The 16,250-nt window shown below is 62.7% G+C and carries 18 protein-coding genes and 1 pseudogene; 8 read left to right on the top strand and 11 right to left on the bottom strand.

Translation table 11 applies throughout. From position 1 onward, the window contains the following. Positions 1-3: 3 nt before the first annotated feature. From HU737_RS09725 to ku, 3 genes are all read left to right on the top strand, one after another. Complete coding sequence (locus HU737_RS09725; protein ID WP_186554452.1) at positions 4-1,146, top strand: carboxylate-amine ligase; 1,143 nt, start codon at positions 4-6, stop codon at positions 1,144-1,146. Between the two features lie 81 nt (positions 1,147-1,227). Continuing rightward, a complete protein-coding gene (locus HU737_RS09720; RefSeq protein ID WP_186554453.1) occupies positions 1,228-1,365 on the top strand; it encodes a PSPA7_2676 family Cys-rich small protein in 138 nt (45 codons plus the stop codon). A 13-nt stretch (positions 1,366-1,378) separates the two neighbouring features. Then, on the top strand, positions 1,379-2,251 hold the full coding sequence (gene ku, locus HU737_RS09715) for a non-homologous end joining protein Ku (protein WP_186554454.1): 873 nt from the start codon (positions 1,379-1,381) through the stop codon (positions 2,249-2,251). Between the two features lie 423 nt (positions 2,252-2,674). Here the strand turns inward: ku and HU737_RS09710 are convergent, their stop codons facing one another. The 6 genes from HU737_RS09710 to ligD are packed head-to-tail and all read right to left on the bottom strand — an operon-like array spanning position 2,675 to position 8,459. Continuing rightward, complete coding sequence (locus HU737_RS09710) at positions 2,675-3,337, bottom strand: glycosyltransferase family 2 protein (RefSeq protein WP_186554455.1); 663 nt, start codon at positions 3,335-3,337, stop codon at positions 2,675-2,677. Then, entirely contained in the window at positions 3,334-3,933 is a 600-nt protein-coding gene (locus HU737_RS09705; protein WP_186554456.1) for a class I SAM-dependent methyltransferase, read from the bottom strand. The genes HU737_RS09710 and HU737_RS09705 overlap by 4 nt, the downstream gene beginning before the upstream one ends. Next, on the bottom strand, positions 3,930-4,685 hold the full coding sequence (locus HU737_RS09700) for a PIG-L deacetylase family protein (protein WP_186554457.1): 756 nt from the start codon (positions 4,683-4,685) through the stop codon (positions 3,930-3,932). Before HU737_RS09700 ends, HU737_RS09705 begins: the two co-directional genes overlap by 4 nt. Then, the gene (locus HU737_RS09695; protein WP_186554458.1) at positions 4,682-5,725 is read right to left on the bottom strand and encodes an acyl-CoA dehydrogenase family protein; all 1,044 of its coding nucleotides are present in this window, start codon (positions 5,723-5,725) and stop codon (positions 4,682-4,684) included. Before HU737_RS09695 ends, HU737_RS09700 begins: the two co-directional genes overlap by 4 nt. Beyond that, positions 5,722-5,970 carry a hypothetical protein gene (locus tag HU737_RS09690; RefSeq protein ID WP_186554459.1) on the bottom strand — a complete coding sequence of 83 codons (249 nt, stop codon included), beginning with the start codon at positions 5,968-5,970 and terminating at the stop codon, positions 5,722-5,724. The genes HU737_RS09695 and HU737_RS09690 overlap by 4 nt, the downstream gene beginning before the upstream one ends. Next, positions 5,970-8,459: a DNA ligase D gene (ligD, locus tag HU737_RS09685; protein WP_186554460.1), complete on the bottom strand. Its 2,490-nt coding sequence runs from the start codon at positions 8,457-8,459 to the stop codon at positions 5,970-5,972. Before ligD ends, HU737_RS09690 begins: the two co-directional genes overlap by 1 nt. Positions 8,460-8,612: 153 nt before the next feature. Here ligD and HU737_RS09680 point away from each other — a divergent pair, with 153 nt between their 5' ends. Together HU737_RS09680 and HU737_RS26175 are read left to right on the top strand one after the other, a co-directional pair. Beyond that, complete coding sequence (locus tag HU737_RS09680; protein WP_186554461.1) at positions 8,613-9,089, top strand: phosphotransferase system, HPr-related protein; 477 nt, start codon at positions 8,613-8,615, stop codon at positions 9,087-9,089. Between the two features lie 2 nt (positions 9,090-9,091). After that, positions 9,092-9,267, top strand: a pseudogene (locus tag HU737_RS26175) (metallothionein). A 188-nt stretch (positions 9,268-9,455) separates the two neighbouring features. Here HU737_RS26175 and HU737_RS09670 read toward each other — a convergent pair. Genes HU737_RS09670 through HU737_RS09650 form a run of 5 tightly spaced genes read right to left on the bottom strand, consistent with a single transcriptional unit; the run spans position 9,456 to position 13,771 of the window. After that, the gene (locus HU737_RS09670; protein ID WP_186554463.1) at positions 9,456-9,884 is read right to left on the bottom strand and encodes a hypothetical protein; all 429 of its coding nucleotides are present in this window, start codon (positions 9,882-9,884) and stop codon (positions 9,456-9,458) included. Positions 9,885-9,913: 29 nt separating this feature from the next. Then, positions 9,914-10,873 (bottom strand): lysylphosphatidylglycerol synthase domain-containing protein, encoded by a 960-nt coding sequence (locus HU737_RS09665; RefSeq protein WP_186554464.1) that lies wholly within the window; start codon positions 10,871-10,873, stop codon positions 9,914-9,916. Next, the gene (gene clsB, locus HU737_RS09660; protein WP_186554465.1) at positions 10,873-12,075 is read right to left on the bottom strand and encodes a cardiolipin synthase ClsB; all 1,203 of its coding nucleotides are present in this window, start codon (positions 12,073-12,075) and stop codon (positions 10,873-10,875) included. Before clsB ends, HU737_RS09665 begins: the two co-directional genes overlap by 1 nt. Continuing rightward, complete coding sequence (locus HU737_RS09655; protein ID WP_186554466.1) at positions 12,072-12,857, bottom strand: endonuclease/exonuclease/phosphatase family protein; 786 nt, start codon at positions 12,855-12,857, stop codon at positions 12,072-12,074. The genes clsB and HU737_RS09655 overlap by 4 nt, the downstream gene beginning before the upstream one ends. Continuing rightward, positions 12,854-13,771: a DUF72 domain-containing protein gene (locus HU737_RS09650; RefSeq protein ID WP_367616020.1), complete on the bottom strand. Its 918-nt coding sequence runs from the start codon at positions 13,769-13,771 to the stop codon at positions 12,854-12,856. Before HU737_RS09650 ends, HU737_RS09655 begins: the two co-directional genes overlap by 4 nt. Positions 13,772-13,967: 196 nt before the next feature. On the opposite strand from HU737_RS09650, the gene HU737_RS09645 reads away from it, so the two are divergent. The 3 genes from HU737_RS09645 to HU737_RS09635 all read left to right on the top strand — a co-directional run bounded on the left by HU737_RS09645 (position 13,968) and on the right by HU737_RS09635 (position 16,244). Then, positions 13,968-14,348 (top strand): low affinity iron permease family protein, encoded by a 381-nt coding sequence (locus HU737_RS09645; RefSeq protein ID WP_186554608.1) that lies wholly within the window; start codon positions 13,968-13,970, stop codon positions 14,346-14,348. Positions 14,349-14,392: 44 nt separating this feature from the next. Then, positions 14,393-14,944, top strand: coding sequence for an ATP-dependent Clp protease proteolytic subunit (locus HU737_RS09640; protein ID WP_186554468.1), 552 nt, complete (start codon positions 14,393-14,395; stop codon positions 14,942-14,944). Between the two features lie 97 nt (positions 14,945-15,041). After that, the gene (locus HU737_RS09635) at positions 15,042-16,244 is read left to right on the top strand and encodes a zinc-dependent alcohol dehydrogenase (RefSeq protein ID WP_186554469.1); all 1,203 of its coding nucleotides are present in this window, start codon (positions 15,042-15,044) and stop codon (positions 16,242-16,244) included. Positions 16,245-16,250 lie beyond the last annotated feature (6 nt).

The following is a 16,250-nucleotide window of genomic DNA, read 5'->3' as shown; positions in this document are numbered from 1 at the left end:
GCCATGTACCGGCCATGTACCTTTGGCATCGAGGAGGAATACCTGTTGGTGGACCTCGCCAGCGGTCGTGTGCTGGCCTCACCCTCGCCAGCGATAGCCCGGCGTTGCCGAGAAGTCGCCGGCAGCTACTTTGCCGAAGAAATGTTTCGCAGCCAGATCGAAATCGCCTCACCGGTGTTTGCCAACCTGCACCAGGCACGAAGCTTTTTCGTTGAATACCGGCAACGCCTGAACCAAGCACTGGCCGAGGAGGGCGCTGGCCTCTACTGCGCTGCCAGCCACCCCAGCGCCCATTGGCGGCGACAACGACCGCGGACCTCAACGCACTTTCGGCAGTTGTTCGACGACTATCAGCAGGTGGCCAAGCGCAGTCTGTTATCTGGCCTGCACGTGCATGTCGGCGTGCCGCCCGGCTGCGATCGCATGCAGTTGATCAACCGCGTGCTGTATTGGCTGCCGTTGCTGCTGGCCATGAGCACCTCTTCGCCGTTGTGGAGCGGGCAGAACACCGGCTACATGAGTTATCGGCGGGTGATCTGTGGCGAGTGGCCGCACATGGGGCTGCCCGAGCCCTTGGCCGACTGGGCCGCCTACCAGCGCTATCGCGCCTTGCACCAGCGCACCGGCGCCCTGGCCAAGGACGGCGCGTTCTGGTGGGCGATACGGCCCTCGCAGCGCTATCCCACGGTCGAGCTGCGCATTTGCGATGCCTGCCCGCAGCTGGAGGACGCGCTGGCCATCGCTGCTGTATTTCGTCATCTGGTCGAGCAGTGCGCCCTGGCGCATTACAGCCCCTTGCCACTCAGCCGTGAACAGCACTGGATTACCCAGGAAAACTACTGGCGCGCGCTGCGCTACGGCCGCCACGGCCAGTTCCTCGGCGTTCATCAGCAACAGCCGGTCACCGCCCAAGCCTGGCTGGCGCAATTGCGCAGCCAGCACCCACCGGATACCGCAGATGCCGAGCGAGCCTTCATCCATGGTCTGAACATCCTTGAGCACGGCACCAGCGCCGATCGCCAGCTCAGCTGCCTGGCAGAGGCGCGCGGTGCCGGGCTGGACAGCGCCAAGGCATTGCATCAGGTGGTCGCTCAGGTACTGGCCGAGGGCCGCAGCAGCGCCAGCGGCGCAAAACCGCTGCCATAGGGCAATACGAGTAAACCTTCGCGCCAGCGCGCAGTCAGTGCAAGTAAGAGCCCGCGAAAGCGCGGGTCAAGGAGGTGGCTGATGAAACTCCTCTGCCTACTGCGTGGCTGCCAGTGGCGCACCACGCTCAGTGGTGAAATTGCCGGGCTGCAGTGCCAATGCTGCGAGCGTTGCGGCGCCTTGCGCTACTGCCAATCTGGCCAAACCTGCCAACCCTAGGAGCTGACCGACCATGGCCCGGGCAATCTGGAAAGGCGCGATCAGCTTCGGCCTCGTGCACATCCCTGTCACCCTCAACACCGCCGTGCGTACCGAGCGGGTCGATTTCGACTGGCTGGACAAGCGCAGCATGGATCCGGTCGGCTACAAACGGGTGAACAAGGCCACCGGCAAGGAAATCGACAAGGACAACATCGTCAAGGGCGTGCAGTACGAGAAAGGCCGCTACGTGATCATCAGCGAAGAAGAAATCCGCAATGCCCGCCCGGAAGCGACCCAGACCATCGACATCTTTTCGTTCGTCGAGGCCAGTGACATTCCCTTGCAGCACTTCGATACCCCCTACTACCTGAGCCCAGACCGGCGTGGCGGCAAGGTCTATGCCTTGCTGCGCGAAACCTTGGAAGGCACCGGCAAGGTGGCCCTGGCCACGGTGGTCTTGCACACCCGGCAACACTTGGCGCTGCTGCGGCCGCTTGAGGATGCGCTGGTGATGATCACCTTGCGCTGGCCCGAGGAAGTGCGCGGCATCGATACCCTGGAGCTGGACAAGAGCGTGACCGACAGCAAGCTCGACAAGCGTGAGCTGGACATGGCCAAGCGGCTGGTGCAGGACATGAGCGGGCCGTGGAACCCCGACGAATATCACGATGCCTTCCGCCAGACCATCATGGACCTGGTCGAAGAAAAGGCCAGCAAAGGCAAGATCAGCGTGGTGGAGAAAGCCGAAGGCGAGGGCGCTTCGAAAGGCGCCGATATCATCGACTTGACCGAGCTGCTCAAACGCAGCCTGGGTGGCAAGGGGGCGCCTGCGCCGAAGAAGAAGGCTGCACCGGCCAAAGAAACTGACAAGAAACCAGCCAAGCGCACGCGCAAGGCTTCTTGATCTTATGGGGACTGTATCGGCCTCTTCGCGGGCAAGCCCGCTCCCACAGGGATCTAGGTGTTCTCCAGTGCGCGCTGTGCTTGTGGCTCCAATGACCTGAAAACACCGCGATCCCTGGGGAAGTGGGCTTGCCTGCGAAGAGGCCAGCACAGCCCCTCAACACTCACACAGTAATCTAGTTGTTCTCCAGTGCGCGCTGTACTTGCGTCTTCAAAAGGCACAGCCCAGACCTGAAAACACCACGATCCCTGTGGGAGCGGGCTTGCCCGCGAAGAGGCCAGCACAGCCCTCAACACTCACACAGTAATCTAGGTGATTTCCAGTTTGCGCTGTGCTTGCGTCTTCAAAAGGCACAGCGCAGATCTGAAAACACCGCGATCCCTGTGGGAGCGGGCTTGCCCGCGAAAAGGCCAGCACAGCCCCTCAAACACTCACAGTTTCCAACCCCGCCAGATAATCCCCAAAGCCTTCGCGGGCACGGCTGTCCCGCCGGCTACTGGTCGCGACACTGTGCTTGGCCGTCCAGACGATCTGCGCTCCGTGGGCTTCCAACGCACGTACCAGATGCACATCTTCATGCGCCGGCAACGGCGCGAACCCGCCCACTTTTTCATACGCCTTGGCGCACACGCCCAGGTTCGCCCCGTGGATATGCCGATGCCCCTCACGCGCTTCATAGCGGCTGCGATACAGCTCGCGCAACGCCGCCTTCTGCCAGGGCTGCCAACGCTCGATGTGCACGGTGCCGCACACCGCATCGGCGGCACAGGCGAGCTGCCACAACAGCCAATGACTGGGCACGCGGCTGTCGGCGTCTGTACAGGCCAACCACGAGGCGCCACGTTCAAGCATCAGCGCCGCCCCGGCACGCCGGGCAACGCCCACGTTACCCGCATCGACGGCGAGCGTGTCGACCCCATGGCGCCTCGCAATGGCGGCACTGCCGTCGCTGCAGCGATCGAGCACGACCAACACCTCGACCCGATGGCCTGCCTGCTCGGCCAGCAGAGCGGCGGCCTTGACCGATTTCAGGCATCGCCCCAGACGCCGGGCTTCGTTATGCGCGGGGATGATCACTGCAATCATTCGCACCTCTCATCCAGGTCGACCACGCTGGGCTGACATGACCAGTATTCGAGCAGAAAATCGGCTTCTTCATGGCGAAGCACGGGGTACAGCGGCAAATGCTTGGCCAGCAGGTCATGCACGTGGCGGCCATCCTGCGGGCAACCGGCAATCGGATGGCGCCAATGACAAGCCAGCAGGCCGCCGTCGTAGTCAAGGCTGGCGACCGATTGCTCGATGACTTGCAGCCAATCGGTCGGATCCAGGTAATAACCCACTTCACTCAACACGATCAGGTCGAAGCGTTGCCCCGGCCAGTCTGCGGGCAAGTGGCCTTGTTCGACGCGGGCATGATCCACTCCGGCCAGTCGCTCACGGGCAAGGTTCACTGCGGTGGGGTCAAGGTCCTGGCACAGCAAGCTGGCACAGCGATCGGCCAGCAATACGCTGAGTTCGCCATTGGCGCAGGCCGGCTCGAACACTCGCTCGTAGCATTGGCGTGGGAGGCTGGCCATGACCAGGTCGCGCTTGCGCCGCTCGTACCAGCGGGTGCGAAAGGCCCAGGGGTCATCATTACCGGCATACAACTGGGCGAAGTACTGCGCATCGAGGCTCATAGGAATACCAATTCGAAAGGTTGCAGTAGGCAATCGAGCAAACGTTGGGGCAGCACCGCTGGCGTGTCGCCGTCAGGCTGCAACTGGCTGGCATGGGCGGCGAGCGCCTGACGCTTACGGGCCACAAGGGCCTCACCCAACTGGATACGATGCGCTCGTGGCCAGGGCAGGCGGGGGTCGTCTGGGGTCGCCCAGTGCCAGGCCCATACCGGCACCTCGGCCAGCTGCGCCTTGCGCGCCAGCGCCGCTTGAGCGGCAGCACGGCCAACCGCCTCGTGATCGCAATGGCCATCGTTGCGCCAAGTGGTCAGGAGCAGGTCGTCGGGCTTGAGCAGCTGGTTCAGGTGATTGACCAGAAACGCCTCGTCGCGGGACAGGGCGCCGTCTTTGAGGTTCAGTCGCCGCCAGTCCAGGGTATTGAGGTCCAGTTCCAGTTGTTGCAAGGCATGGCGACTCTCCAGTGGGCGCTGGCGGCGCAGGCGATGCTCGGTCCATTGTGTCGAATGTGGGTGACTGCCTTCGCCATCGGTGACCGAGATCAGCACCAGCTCCTGTTCACGGCCCTTGAAGCTGGCCAGCAAACCGCCAGCCATGAGGATTTCATCGTCCGGGTGCGGCGCCACCAGCACCAGGCGGCGGCCTGGCGGACATAGCTGCTGGGGGGCGATCCAACTGGCCCGGGCCAGGTGCGCAGAGTGTTGCCAGTCGGCCCACGGGGTGCCAGTGCTGGACTGGATCAGGTTTTCGCTCATAGTTGCCAGGCTCCTGTTGGCAGCTGCGCCAGCTGTACGCCAAGGGCAGCCAGATCGCGTTCGGCATGGCTTTGCCGCAGATAGACCGGCAGGTCGGCGCTGAGCCTGGCGAAGTGACTGTTGCGGCAGAACGGGGTGGCGCCAAGGGCGCGGCCGACGTGCTGGATCACGCAGTCCACCGCCTGCTCGACTTGGGCGCGGGTGCGGCGTACCTGCAAACTGGCGTCCGCCATCGGCTGCTGGTCGATCCAGCCGGCACATTCGCGCAGGGCGGCGCTGGCACCCAGGAGCGCCGCATCTACAGCGCCAAGGTGGGCAGCGGCGTGCGGCTCGGGGCTCGGCTTTGCGCAATGCGCACGCAAATACCCAGCGAGCGCCTGCGCCGCGCCATACCAGCACGCGGCGATCCCTGCGCCGCCGTGCCAGAACCCAGGGCGGGCCAGGTACTGACCCGGTTGGCCCACCGCGGTGCCAAGCGAGTCGTCGAAGAGGATATCGGCGCTGGCAGTGCTGGCCATGCCCACCGCCTGCCAATGATCCGCCGCAAGAGTGAGACTGGGATCGGACAAATCGATGGCCACCAGTTGCGGCTGCTGATTCTGGTCCCAGGCCGTGATCAACGCGCGGTCGATCTGCAAGGCACCCGAACACCAGGCCTTGCGCCCGCGCAGACGCAGCTGGTCGCCGGCACGGTCGACGATCTCTACCCGAGCATCGGGCGGCTCAGCGGCGTACACCCCCCAGATGCCATCATCTGCCAGTTCCGGTGCACCGCATTCGGCCAGAATCGCCAGGGCGTCGGTGTGCCCTTCGTAGAGCTTGGCCAGTGCCAGGTCGCAGCCAGCGACTTGCGCCAGGATCTGCCAACGTTGCAGGGTCTGGCCTTGACCTGGCAACGGCAGCACATCCAGATGATCGGCCTGCAGCGCGCGCATCAGCTGCGCCAGCTGATCCTCGATCAGCAGCGGCTGCTTGCGCTCGGCGAATGCCTGTAGCAGGCCTTCCAGGCGCGGTGGGGCAAGATGTGAAAAGGTATTCATGTCTGCGACTCCATGCTCATGTTCTTCTTCCAGCCGCGCAGGTTCATGGCTGCCAGGCAGAACTGCAGCACGATCAGCGCCCAGGCCTGGATCTGCCAGCCCCACAGCACCCACAACACGTTGCTGGTGATAAAGCAGCAAAAACCCAGTCGCCGCCGCCCGGGCTGGCGCGAGCCAATGCACCAGGCGGCCAGTACGGTCAGGAGCATGGCGGGCCATTGCAGCATGTCGATCCAGCGTTCCATTACGTCAACCCCAGCTGCTTGCGCATCCGCGCGGTAATCATCTGGCGGGTTTTGCCTAACTGCGCCCAGGGGTCATCGACCTCGGCCAGACGCTCGCGAATAGTGCTGATAGTCCATTGATTGGCGGCCTTGAGCTGGGTCAGCTCTTCGCGCCAGATCGGCACCGAGACCGGTAGCCCTTCGCGCGCGCGCAGCGAATAGGCGCACGCGGTGGTGGCGCCTTTGCCGTTGCGCAGGTAGTCGATGAAGATCCGTCCGACGCGGTTTTTCGGCCCGGACACCGCACTGAGCCGATCCGGAAACAGCTTGGCCAGGTAGTCGACGATGGCGTGACTGAAGTCCTTGACCTGGTCCCAGCTGTCGCGCCGGCTCAGCGGTATGACCAGGTGCATGCCCTTGCCGCCGCTGGTCTTGAGGAACACCTTCAAACCCAGCTCATCGAGCAGGGTCAGGGTCAACTGGGTCGCCTCGACCATCGATTTCCACGGCAGCGCAGGGTCTGGGTCGAGGTCCAGGACGAACCGATCGGGCTTGTCGAAATCCTTGTCGGTGGCGTTCCAGGTGTGCAGTTCGAGCATGTTCATCTGCACCGCGCCCAGTAACGAGTCAGGCCGATTGAGGACCATCGCCGCCTGGCCCGCCTCGGCTTTTTCGTAACTGAGCACGCCTGGGATGTGCAGCTGGCCGGCATTTTTTTGAAAGAACAGCTCGCCGCTTAGCCCCTCAGGGGCGCGGACCAGCGCCACGGGGCGGTTTTTCAGCTGGGGCATGAGCCACTTGGCGACGTCAGCGTAGTACTCGGCGATCTCGCGTTTGGTCACACCCGTGGTGGCGTCGATGACCCGCTCGGGGTGGGTCAGGTGCAGGTCGCTCAAAAGCGTGTTCTCCTTGTTCTTGGCGGTTTTGTTCGCCGGGCGTTCCAGGTCGATCGACTGCGCCGGCTTGTCGTCGCGAAGGCCATGAAACACCGCATGGCGCACCACGCCGTCGCGGGTCATCTGGGCATAGGCGACCTCGGCCAGCAGCGTCGGCTTGAGCCAATGCACGCCACGCGCCTCGGCGCCTGTGGGTGGCTTGGCCAGGGCGGATTTGCCGACCTCAAGGGGCTTGAGCCGGGCATGAATACTGGCCAGGGTGGTGGCGGTGAACCCGGTGCCGACCTTGCCGGCATAGCGCAGCGCGCCGCTGTCGCTGTCATGCAGCGCCAGCAGCAAGGCGCCGAAGCCACTGCGGCTGCCCTTGGGATCGGTGTAGCCGACGATGACGAATTCCTGGCGCTGTTGGCACTTGAGCTTGATCCAGTCATTGCTGCGGCGGCTGACGTAGGGGCTGTCCAGGCGCTTGCCAATCAGCCCTTCAAGCCCCAGGCGGCAAGCACTGTCGAGCAACGACTGCACCGGCTCATCGAAATCGGCGGAAAAATTGAGCACATCGCTGCGATCTTTCTTCAACAGCTTGGCAAGCTGCTCACGACGCGCCTGCAGCGGCGCCTGGCGCAGGTCCTGGCCATCGAAGAACGGCAGGTCGAACAGGTAGTAGCTGATCTGCTCGTCGCGCTCGGTGTCGAAGGCGTTCTGCAACGCTTGAAAATCAGCCACGCCGTTGTCGCCAGTGACCACCATTTCGCCGTCGAGCCAGGCGGACTTGAGCTTGAGCTTGCGCAGCGCCTGCACCTGATGCGGCATCTTCGCGCTCCAGTCATGGCCGTTGCGGGTGAACAGGCGCACGTCCTCGCCATCGATGCGGGCCAGAATCCGGTAGCCGTCGAATTTCACCTCATAGTGCCAATCGCCGCTGGGTGGGGAGTCGACCAGGGTCGCCAGTTGCGGCTGCAAATGATCAGGCAACGCTGTCTTGGCTGTAGAGCTGGCGCGCTTGCGGCTGGCCGCGGGGCGCTTGGCCGGTTGGTCGGCGACCTTGGCGCGCCGGGACACCAGCGTGCGATCACTGAGCACGCTATCAGGTTGCGCCTCGACGATGCTGTATTCGGCTTCGCTACGCGCCTCGTCATCATGCGACTTGACCAGCATCCACTGCTCTTTCTTGCCTGCCAGATGAGTGCGAAACAGGTTCCACACCCCGGAGAGCTTTTCTCCTTGCAAGCGAAAACGCAGCTTGCCCTTGGCGTAGCTGGCATGCGGATCGCCTTCGGGCTCCCAGATGCCGCGGTCCCAGACGATCACATCGCCCGCGCCGTAGTGCCCCTCGGGGATATTGCCCTCGAAATCGGCGTAATCGAGCGGGTGATCTTCGACGTGCACGGCCAGGCGCCGGACCTTCGGATCCAGAGACGGCCCCTTGGGGATGGCCCAGCTTTTCAGCGTGCCATCGAGCTCCAGGCGAAAGTCGTAGTGCAGGTGGCTGGCATCGTGTTTCTGGATGCAGTACTGCAAGGCATGCACCTGCTTGCCGCGCTGGCGCTTGCCAGCAGGCTCAGGGGTAGCGCTGAAGTCGCGCTTGCGTTGGTACTCCTGCAAGGGTTTGGCCATGGCCGGCTCCGGGACGATTCGCGGGTCTCTAGAGGTGGGAGAGGCCGGCGCCAGACAGAGTTCAATCTGTTGGCAGGCGCCACCTGGCAGAAACTCTGAATCATTGCCAGGGGTTGGCAGTCGACCGAATGAACCCTTTGCCGGAGAACCAAGATGGCCCAGCCAGATGATCGGAAAAACCGCCCTCAGGTCGAGATCGACGACACCGAGGACCGTATGGGCAGCGTCCACGAACTGGATTTCGACGAGCGCAATGACCAGCGCCGAGGCCGCATTGGCGATGAGCGTCCGGCACGCGAAGTGGACCACGAATACCCCGCCCGGCGCGTTGCCGAGAGTGGCATGACCGGCGGTGAGGCGCTGAGCGACAGCCTGCACGAGGACAACGTCACCCTCGACGACCTTAGCCCCGACACCTTGTATGACGAGACCGGTGCCCGCGATGCCGATGAACTGGGTGACGGCGATGGCCCGGCTGATCAAACCCTGCGCGAAGTCGAGGCCAATGAGATTGGCGGTGGGATTGGCCTGGATGAAGCAGAGCTGGCCCGCTCAGCACCGCTGGACGGCGAGCCCTGGACCGATGAGGTCTCGCCGGTTGATTCGCACGATGAAGAGAAAAGGAGCTGACCATGAAAGAGCAACGCTGCGCCTGCCCACACTGCAATTGCACGGTAGACGCCAATGCCGTGCAGCAAGGGGGCAAGGCTTATTGCTGTGAAGCCTGTGCCACGGGGCATCGTAATGGTGAACGGTGCCGGATGGGGGTTGTTCCTGCGGCACGCCTGATCCATCTGAGCAGACCTAAGTTTTTGGGGCCGCGCTGCGGCCCTTCGCGGGCGAGCCCGCTCCCACAGGGACGGCGGCGAGCCAAGATAGCGTCGTATCAGAAAGATACCTATTTTGAAGTCCACGCCGTCCCTGTGGGAGCGGGCTAGTCGGGGCGCCGAACCGCCGCGAAGGGCCGCAAAGCGGCCCCAACAGCCATCTCACCGGTCAATGAGTCTGCCAGATACCATTGTTCCGCTCACAATCGTTACGCGCCTGCCCCAGGCTTGGGGTGTCGTAGTAGTAGGTGATCACCCGCGCATCCTTGGGCAGAGCTGGCCGGGTCGAGGGTTGGTCACTGCCAGCGGCTTTCGGATTGGCGAGCGATTCCTGGGTCAACGGCGCGATGCAACTGCCAACGCTGCCATCGGCGCAGCGGGCGACCTTGTGCTTCTCGGTGCTGAGCATGTCCTTGCTTTCATTGCTGCACGACCAGTTGATCGCTTCGGCAGGCATATTGCTGTAGCTGTAGCAGGTATGTCGGTCCACCGGTTTGACCGCCTCGCTGGACGAACGCGTGATCACATCGCAGGCCTCGGCCAGCACTTGGGTGCTGGTCAAGCTTGCCAGCACCAACAGCAGAACAGGGACACGCATGGCTAACCTCCTGGGCCGTCGGCCCTTGTTCAGGTCTTGCGCAATGTCGCCTTGCCCTGCTGGCGCATGGCCCTGGCGCGCTTTTCCAGGACCAGATAGGCGACCACCGCCAGCAGTAATGGAATCAGGTAATACAAAGTGCGATAGCCAAGCAGCGCCGCCACCAGCGTGCCCTGGCCCAACTGCCCATGGAGCAGGGCGAGGAACACCGCTTCGAGCACCCCCAGGCCTGCCGGGATGTGCGCCACTACACCGGCCACACAGCTGATCAGCAAAATACCCAGCACCGAGGGGTAGAACAGCTCATGCGGCAACAGCCAATGAATCAGTGCGGCCATCAAGGCCCAATTGCTGGCCCCCAGTGCTACCTGACACAGCGCCAGGCGCAGCGAGGGCAGGGTGATCTCATGCTCACGCCACTGCCAGGTACGCCGCTTGGCAAAGGCGCAGGCCAACAGGTATCCGGTAACGATAGCCAACAACAGAAAACCGATTAGCTGTAGCCCGCTAACGCCCACTGCCCAGCTGTCCGGCAGCTTGACCTGACGTGAAGCGAACACCACCCCAGCGAGCAGCATGTAGCCCATCCAGTTGGTCAGCAGACCCAGGGTGAGGATCTTGGTGATGGTCGCGGTATCCAGCCCTAGCCGGCCATACAGCCGATAACGCAGGGCCACGCCACCCACCCAGGTGGTGAAATTGAGGTTGAAGGCATAGCAGACGAACGCCACCGGCAATACCTGGCGCGCCGGCAACGAGTGCCCCGTGTAGGCCCGGCCGAGCAGATCGTAGCTGGCAAATACCAGATAGCTGCATAACGCCAGCACCAGGCCGATCACCAAGGTGCTGGGTTTATAGGCGAGCAACGATTGGCGCACCTCGTTCCAGTCCAGATTGCGCGCCAGGGTATACAGCAGCACAGGAATCAGGATCAGGAACGCCACGGTGAACAGCCGTTTGGCCCAGGTATGCCAGCGCTTGGTCTGCATCAGGTCTTACCCTCGTGAAAGTTGGCGTGGCTATCGGTGTCCGGTTGCAGCGATTGCAGGCGCTGGCGATGGGCCGGGAACCAGCCGGCGACGCGGGGGAACCAGCGGGTCAGGTGGAAACCCATGAAAATCAACGGTGCCCGCCACCAATAGCCGCGAATCATCCGCTCCAGGGTTACCGCCTTGCATTGCTGCATGGCCAGTTCGCTGAGGTGCTTGTAGAGCATCTGGTTGAAGGCGCGATCGCGAATCAGCAGATTGGCCTCCAGGTTGAGCGACAGGCTCAACGGGTCGAGGTTGCTCGAACCGACCGTCGACCACTCCTCGTCGACCAGCGCAACCTTGCCGTGCAGCGGCCGCTGGCAGTACTCGTGAATGCGCACGTTATCGCGCAGCAGGTAGTTATAGAGCAGCCGGGACAACGCCCGGACCCAGCGCATGTCCGGTTGCCCTTGCAGGATCAAGGTCACCTCGACCCCGCGGCGGGCGGCATTGCGCAGTTCTCGCAGCAAGCGATAGCCGGGGAAGAAGTAGGCATTGGCCACTACAATTCGCCGCTGGGCCTGGCGAAACACCTGCAGGTACTGCTGCTCGATATCGGTGCGGTGGCGGTTGTTGTCGCGCTCCACCAAGACCGCACTGGCGTTGCCGGTAGGCGCGCTGACTGGCCGCACCTGGCTTGGCGGTTGCAGGACGGGCGCCAGTAGCCGTCGGCTGGACGCATGGACCTGGGCCACCACCGGCCCTGTGACTTCCACGGCGTAATCCTGCTTGGCCATCGGCCCGAATTCGCCCAAGTGGTCGAGGCAGTAGTTGATTCCGCCAATAAACGCCCGCTCGCCGTCGACCACGACGATCTTGCGGTGCAAGCGACGGAACAGGTTGGTGCGCATCCCGACCAGCCGCGGCTGCGGATCGAAAGCATGGAAACTGACCCCAGCCTCGGTCATGGCCGCGATGAACTGATCGGTCAGGTCCGCTGTGCCGTAGCCGTCGACCGCCACTTCGACACGCACGCCGCGCTTGGCAGCGTCGATCAGCACTTGCTGCAACTGCTGGCCGACCTTGTCCTCGAAGATGATGAAGGTTTCCAGCAGGATCTCTTCACGCGCCTGGGCCATGGCCTCGAACACGCGCGGGTAGTACTCCTCGCCATTGATCAGCAGCTGTACACTGTTGCCGTCTGTCCAAGGGGTTTTCACAGGCTCACCTCCGCAACCAAGGGCGCATGGTCAGACAAGTGCGACCACGGGTATTTGGCCAACACCTGGGCTTTGCAGGGCATGGCGTTACGCAGGTAGATGCGGTCCAGCCGGAGCAACGGCAGGCGTGCCGGAAAGCTGCGGGCGGGCGTGCCAAAGTGCTCGCCGAACGCCTCTACCAGCCGCTCCGATAGCAGCGCATCAGCCTTGAGCCGCCAGTCATTGAAGTCTCCGGCGACGATCACCGGCGCCTTCGCTGGCAGGCTGTCAAGAAACTCCAACAGCAAACGTACCTGGCGCTGGCGATGGGCTTCGCGCAAGCCCAAATGCACGCAGATGGCATGCACCTGCTCATGCCCAGGCACTTGCAGGCGGCAATGCAACAAACCGCGCTGCTCGTTGCCGGCAATACTCACATCCAGGTTGTGGTATTCGCTGATGGGAAATTTCGACAGCAGCGCGTTGCCGTGGTCACCGTCGGGGTACACCGCATTGCGCCCATAGGCGAACTGCGGCCACATGCTGTCGGCAAGAAACTCGTACTGCGGGGTCTGCGGCCAGGCGGCATGGCGCTCGGCATGGCGCTCGTGGCTGCCATGCACCTCCTGCAAGAACACCAGGTCAGCCCCCGTGGCCCGCACCGCTTCGCGCAGCTCGGGCAGGATGAAACGCCGATTGAAGAAGGTGAAGCCCTTGTGCACGTTGATCGTCAGCACATTGAGCCGGTGCACCGCTGTATCGCTGTCGGTGATCTGGCGAGGGTCGGTAAGCGGTGAGTTCACAATTCTACCTCCGGTTCCACGCCGGGCTCGGTCACCAGCTCACCATCGAGATTGAGCTTGGCCAGCAGGCGGCGGGCGTCATAGGGCGCATGGACCTTCTGGTCATTATCGAAATAGCAGTACACATCTCGCGAACGCCGTTTGCGCGGCGCGTGCGCGCTGACCAGCTGGACATCTGCCGGCTGCTCACCCTGGCTCCAGGCTTCGACGCGCATGCGCCAACGGCGTAGGGCGCGCGAGGTATAGCCGCTGCTGTACAGCTCGACATCGCCATGCAAGCGCATATAGACGAAATCGGCGGTCAGATCTTCGACGTAGGGCCATTTGCCGGCACTGTCGGCGACCACCAGAGCGACATTGTGGGTACGCAGCAGCTTGATGAACGACTCACAGAGAAAGCTCTCGTGGCGGATCTCCACGGCATGGCGCAACGGCGCATCGCCCTTGATCTGGGTACCGCTATTGCCCACCAAGCGCTCGGCGCAATGCTGGGCACAGCGCCGGGCGGCCTTGCGATCGAACGGCAACAGCTCGAGAAACTGGCTGAAACGCTCCTCGTCATAGTGCATGTTCGGTGGAAACTGCCAAACAATCGGCCCGAGCTTGTCGCCCAGCAGTAAGGGGCCGGAGGCGAAAAAGTTGGCCAGCGGCTGTTCGATGTCTTTAAGCCTGCGCATATGGGTGATATAGCGCGGGCCCTTGACCGAAAACACGAAGTCCTGCGGGGTTTGCTCAGCCCAATGAAGATAGCGCTCTGGCGTTTGCAGGCTGTAGAACGAGCCATTGATCTCGATGCTGTTGACTGCCCGCGAGGCGAACGCCAGTTCGCTGTCCTGGGGCAGCCCCTCGGGGTAGAAATCTTTGCGCCAGGGGCCATAACGCCAGCCTGAAATACCGATACGGATCTCGCTCACACTGCCTCCTTCAATCCTGGAACGGGAATCAGGCAATCCTTGAGTTGCGACCTTGGCGCGCCGCCCAGGGTTCAGCAGGATTTGACGAATGGCCCGGGCTTGCAGGTGTGCATGAGTTGAACTTTGCCGCGTCGGACGATTCCACCAAAGGTGGGCCATGAGTTTCATCGCTCGCCTGACATTGGAGGACACGCCGATGAAGTTCGATCGCTTCGCCCAATGGCTGGCCAACTGCACGGGACGCCCGGTTACGTTCGCCATCGCCATGTTGATGATCTTGATCTGGGGGATCAGCGGCCCACTGTTCGACTTCAACGACACCTGGCAGCTGGTGATCAACACCTCCACCACCATCATCACCTTCTTGATGGTGTTTCTGATCCAGAACACCCAGAACCGCGACAGCGACGAGCTGCACGTGAAAATCGACGAACTGCTGCGCACCACGCGCAAGGCGCACAAGGCCCTGCTGGATCTGGAAGACATGGATCCCGCCCAGCTGCATGCCTTACGCAAGCAGTACCAGCGCATGGGCGAGCAGGGCGATCAAGCATCCGCCAAGGACACATCCGATTGAGCGTTCGCCCATCCGGGCAAGACCCGCCGACTCTGGAGGCACGCATGGCCAGGCATATCGTTCACTTCACCGGCCCGATCAACTCAAGCACCTGCGGCAACCTGATCAATACCTGCTCGCGCATTCTCCAGCAGAGCCCTGAGGTACTGCAGCTCAACATCGCCACCATGGGCGGGGAGTGCAGCTACGGCTTTACCTTGTACAACTTCCTGCGCTCGCTGCCGGTGCCGGTGCACACCCATAACCTGGGCACAGTGGAGTCGATGGGCAACATAATCTTTCTCGCTGGCGCCCATCGCACGGCCTGTGCACTGAGCAAATTCTTGTTCCACCCGTTTCATTGGACCTTGCATGGCTCGGTCGACCACGCGCGCATGGCCGAATACGCCATGAGCCTGGACTACGACCTGCGCCTGTACGCCGAGATCGTCGCCGAACGTACCCAAGGCGCCACCGAAGCGCTCGATGTACAACGCTACCTGATGGCTTATCCGCGCATTCTTGGGCCGAGCGAGGCATTGGCCAGCGGCATGATCCACGCCATCGATGAGCGGCCCATCGAGGAGCACGACAGCCAATGGAGCGTGCATGCATGAGCCGCTCGTCAGTTAGAACCGACCGCGATTGAGCGCCAGGGCAGTCAAGACGCTCGGAGTTAATGACAAGAGCAATTCGTGCCAAGGAGACCTGATCATGCGCGCATTGACCTACCACGGTGCTGGCGACGTACGGGTCGATACTGTGCCTGATCCAGTGATTCAGGCAAATGACGATATCGTGCTGCGGGTGACCGCCACGGCCATCTGTGGCTCGGACTTGCATCTGTACCGCGGCAAGATTCCAGCGGTTGAGTCTGGCGACATCCTTGGCCATGAATTCATGGGTATTGTCGAAGAGGTGGGCAGCGAAGTGACCGCGGTCAGCCCGGGTGATCGGGTGGTGATCCCGTTCGTGATTGCCTGCGGTAGCTGTTTCTTCTGCCAGCACGATTTGTTTGCCGCATGCGAAACCACCAACACCGGTCGCGGCGCCATCCTCAACAAAAAGGCCATCCCACCGGGTGCGGCGCTGTTCGGTTACAGCCACCTGTACGGTGGTATCCCTGGCGGCCAAGCCGATTACGTGCGCGTGCCCAAGGCCAATGTCGGGCCGTTCAAAGTGCCGGGTCACCTGGCGGACGACAAGGTGCTGTTTCTCTCCGACATTCTGCCCACTGCCTGGCAGGCGGTGCTCAATGCCGAGGTCGGCCAAGGCGCGTCACTGGCGATCTTCGGCGCAGGCCCGGTTGGGCTGCTGTCGGCGGCTTGCGCGCGGATGCTGGGGGTTGAACAGATCTTCATGGTCGATGAGTGCGGTTATCGCCTCGACTACGCCCGTGACGCCTACGGCGTGATCCCTATCGATTTTTCCCACGATGATGATCCGGCCGACACCATCATCCGCCAAACCCGCGGCATGCGCGGTGTGGATGCGGTGATCGACGCCGTGGGTTTTGAAGCCAAAGGCAGTACCACCGAGTCGGTGCTCACCGCGCTCAAACTCGAAGGCAGCAGTGGCAAGGCGTTGCGCCAGAGCATGGCAGCCGTTCGTCGCGGCGGTGTGGTCAGCGTGCCAGGGGTCTACGCCGGTTTTATCCACGGTTTCTTGTTTGGCGACGCCTTCGACAAAGGCCTGACCTTCCGCATGGGGCAGACCCATGTACAGCGCTACTTGCCGGAGCTGCTCGAACATATCGAAGCCGGCCGCCTGAACCCCGAAGCCATCGTCACCCACCGCATCGCCCTGGAAGACGCGATCCGCGGCTATGAGATGTTCGATGAACAACAAGAACGCTGCCGCAAGGTAATCATGGTGCCCGGTGAGGCAGCAGACGCCGTGCTCAGCGTTCACCCTTGAGAGGAT

The sequence above is a fragment of the Pseudomonas urmiensis genome (assembly GCF_014268815.2).
In the GTDB taxonomy this organism is placed as follows: Bacteria; Pseudomonadota; Gammaproteobacteria; order Pseudomonadales; family Pseudomonadaceae; genus Aquipseudomonas; species Aquipseudomonas urmiensis.
The sequence above is the reverse complement of the archived record's forward strand: the minus strand, read 5'-3'. Positions and strand labels throughout refer to the sequence as shown.

Coding starts and splice junctions, on each gene's coding strand:
- HU737_RS09725 (WP_186554452.1), top strand. CDS start 4: ATGTACCGGCCATGTACCTTTGGCATCGAGGAGGAATACCTGTTGGTG.
- HU737_RS09720 (WP_186554453.1), top strand. CDS start 1,228: ATGAAACTCCTCTGCCTACTGCGTGGCTGCCAGTGGCGCACCACGCTC.
- ku (WP_186554454.1), top strand. CDS start 1,379: ATGGCCCGGGCAATCTGGAAAGGCGCGATCAGCTTCGGCCTCGTGCAC.
- HU737_RS09710 (WP_186554455.1), bottom strand. CDS start 3,337: ATGATTGCAGTGATCATCCCCGCGCATAACGAAGCCCGGCGTCTGGGG.
- HU737_RS09705 (WP_186554456.1), bottom strand. CDS start 3,933: ATGAGCCTCGATGCGCAGTACTTCGCCCAGTTGTATGCCGGTAATGAT.
- HU737_RS09700 (WP_186554457.1), bottom strand. CDS start 4,685: ATGAGCGAAAACCTGATCCAGTCCAGCACTGGCACCCCGTGGGCCGAC.
- HU737_RS09695 (WP_186554458.1), bottom strand. CDS start 5,725: ATGAATACCTTTTCACATCTTGCCCCACCGCGCCTGGAAGGCCTGCTA.
- HU737_RS09690 (WP_186554459.1), bottom strand. CDS start 5,970: ATGGAACGCTGGATCGACATGCTGCAATGGCCCGCCATGCTCCTGACC.
- ligD (WP_186554460.1), bottom strand. CDS start 8,459: ATGGCCAAACCCTTGCAGGAGTACCAACGCAAGCGCGACTTCAGCGCT.
- HU737_RS09680 (WP_186554461.1), top strand. CDS start 8,613: ATGGCCCAGCCAGATGATCGGAAAAACCGCCCTCAGGTCGAGATCGAC.
- HU737_RS09670 (WP_186554463.1), bottom strand. CDS start 9,884: ATGCGTGTCCCTGTTCTGCTGTTGGTGCTGGCAAGCTTGACCAGCACC.
- HU737_RS09665 (WP_186554464.1), bottom strand. CDS start 10,873: ATGCAGACCAAGCGCTGGCATACCTGGGCCAAACGGCTGTTCACCGTG.
- HU737_RS09645 (WP_186554608.1), top strand. CDS start 13,968: ATGAAGTTCGATCGCTTCGCCCAATGGCTGGCCAACTGCACGGGACGC.
- HU737_RS09640 (WP_186554468.1), top strand. CDS start 14,393: ATGGCCAGGCATATCGTTCACTTCACCGGCCCGATCAACTCAAGCACC.
- HU737_RS09635 (WP_186554469.1), top strand. CDS start 15,042: ATGCGCGCATTGACCTACCACGGTGCTGGCGACGTACGGGTCGATACT.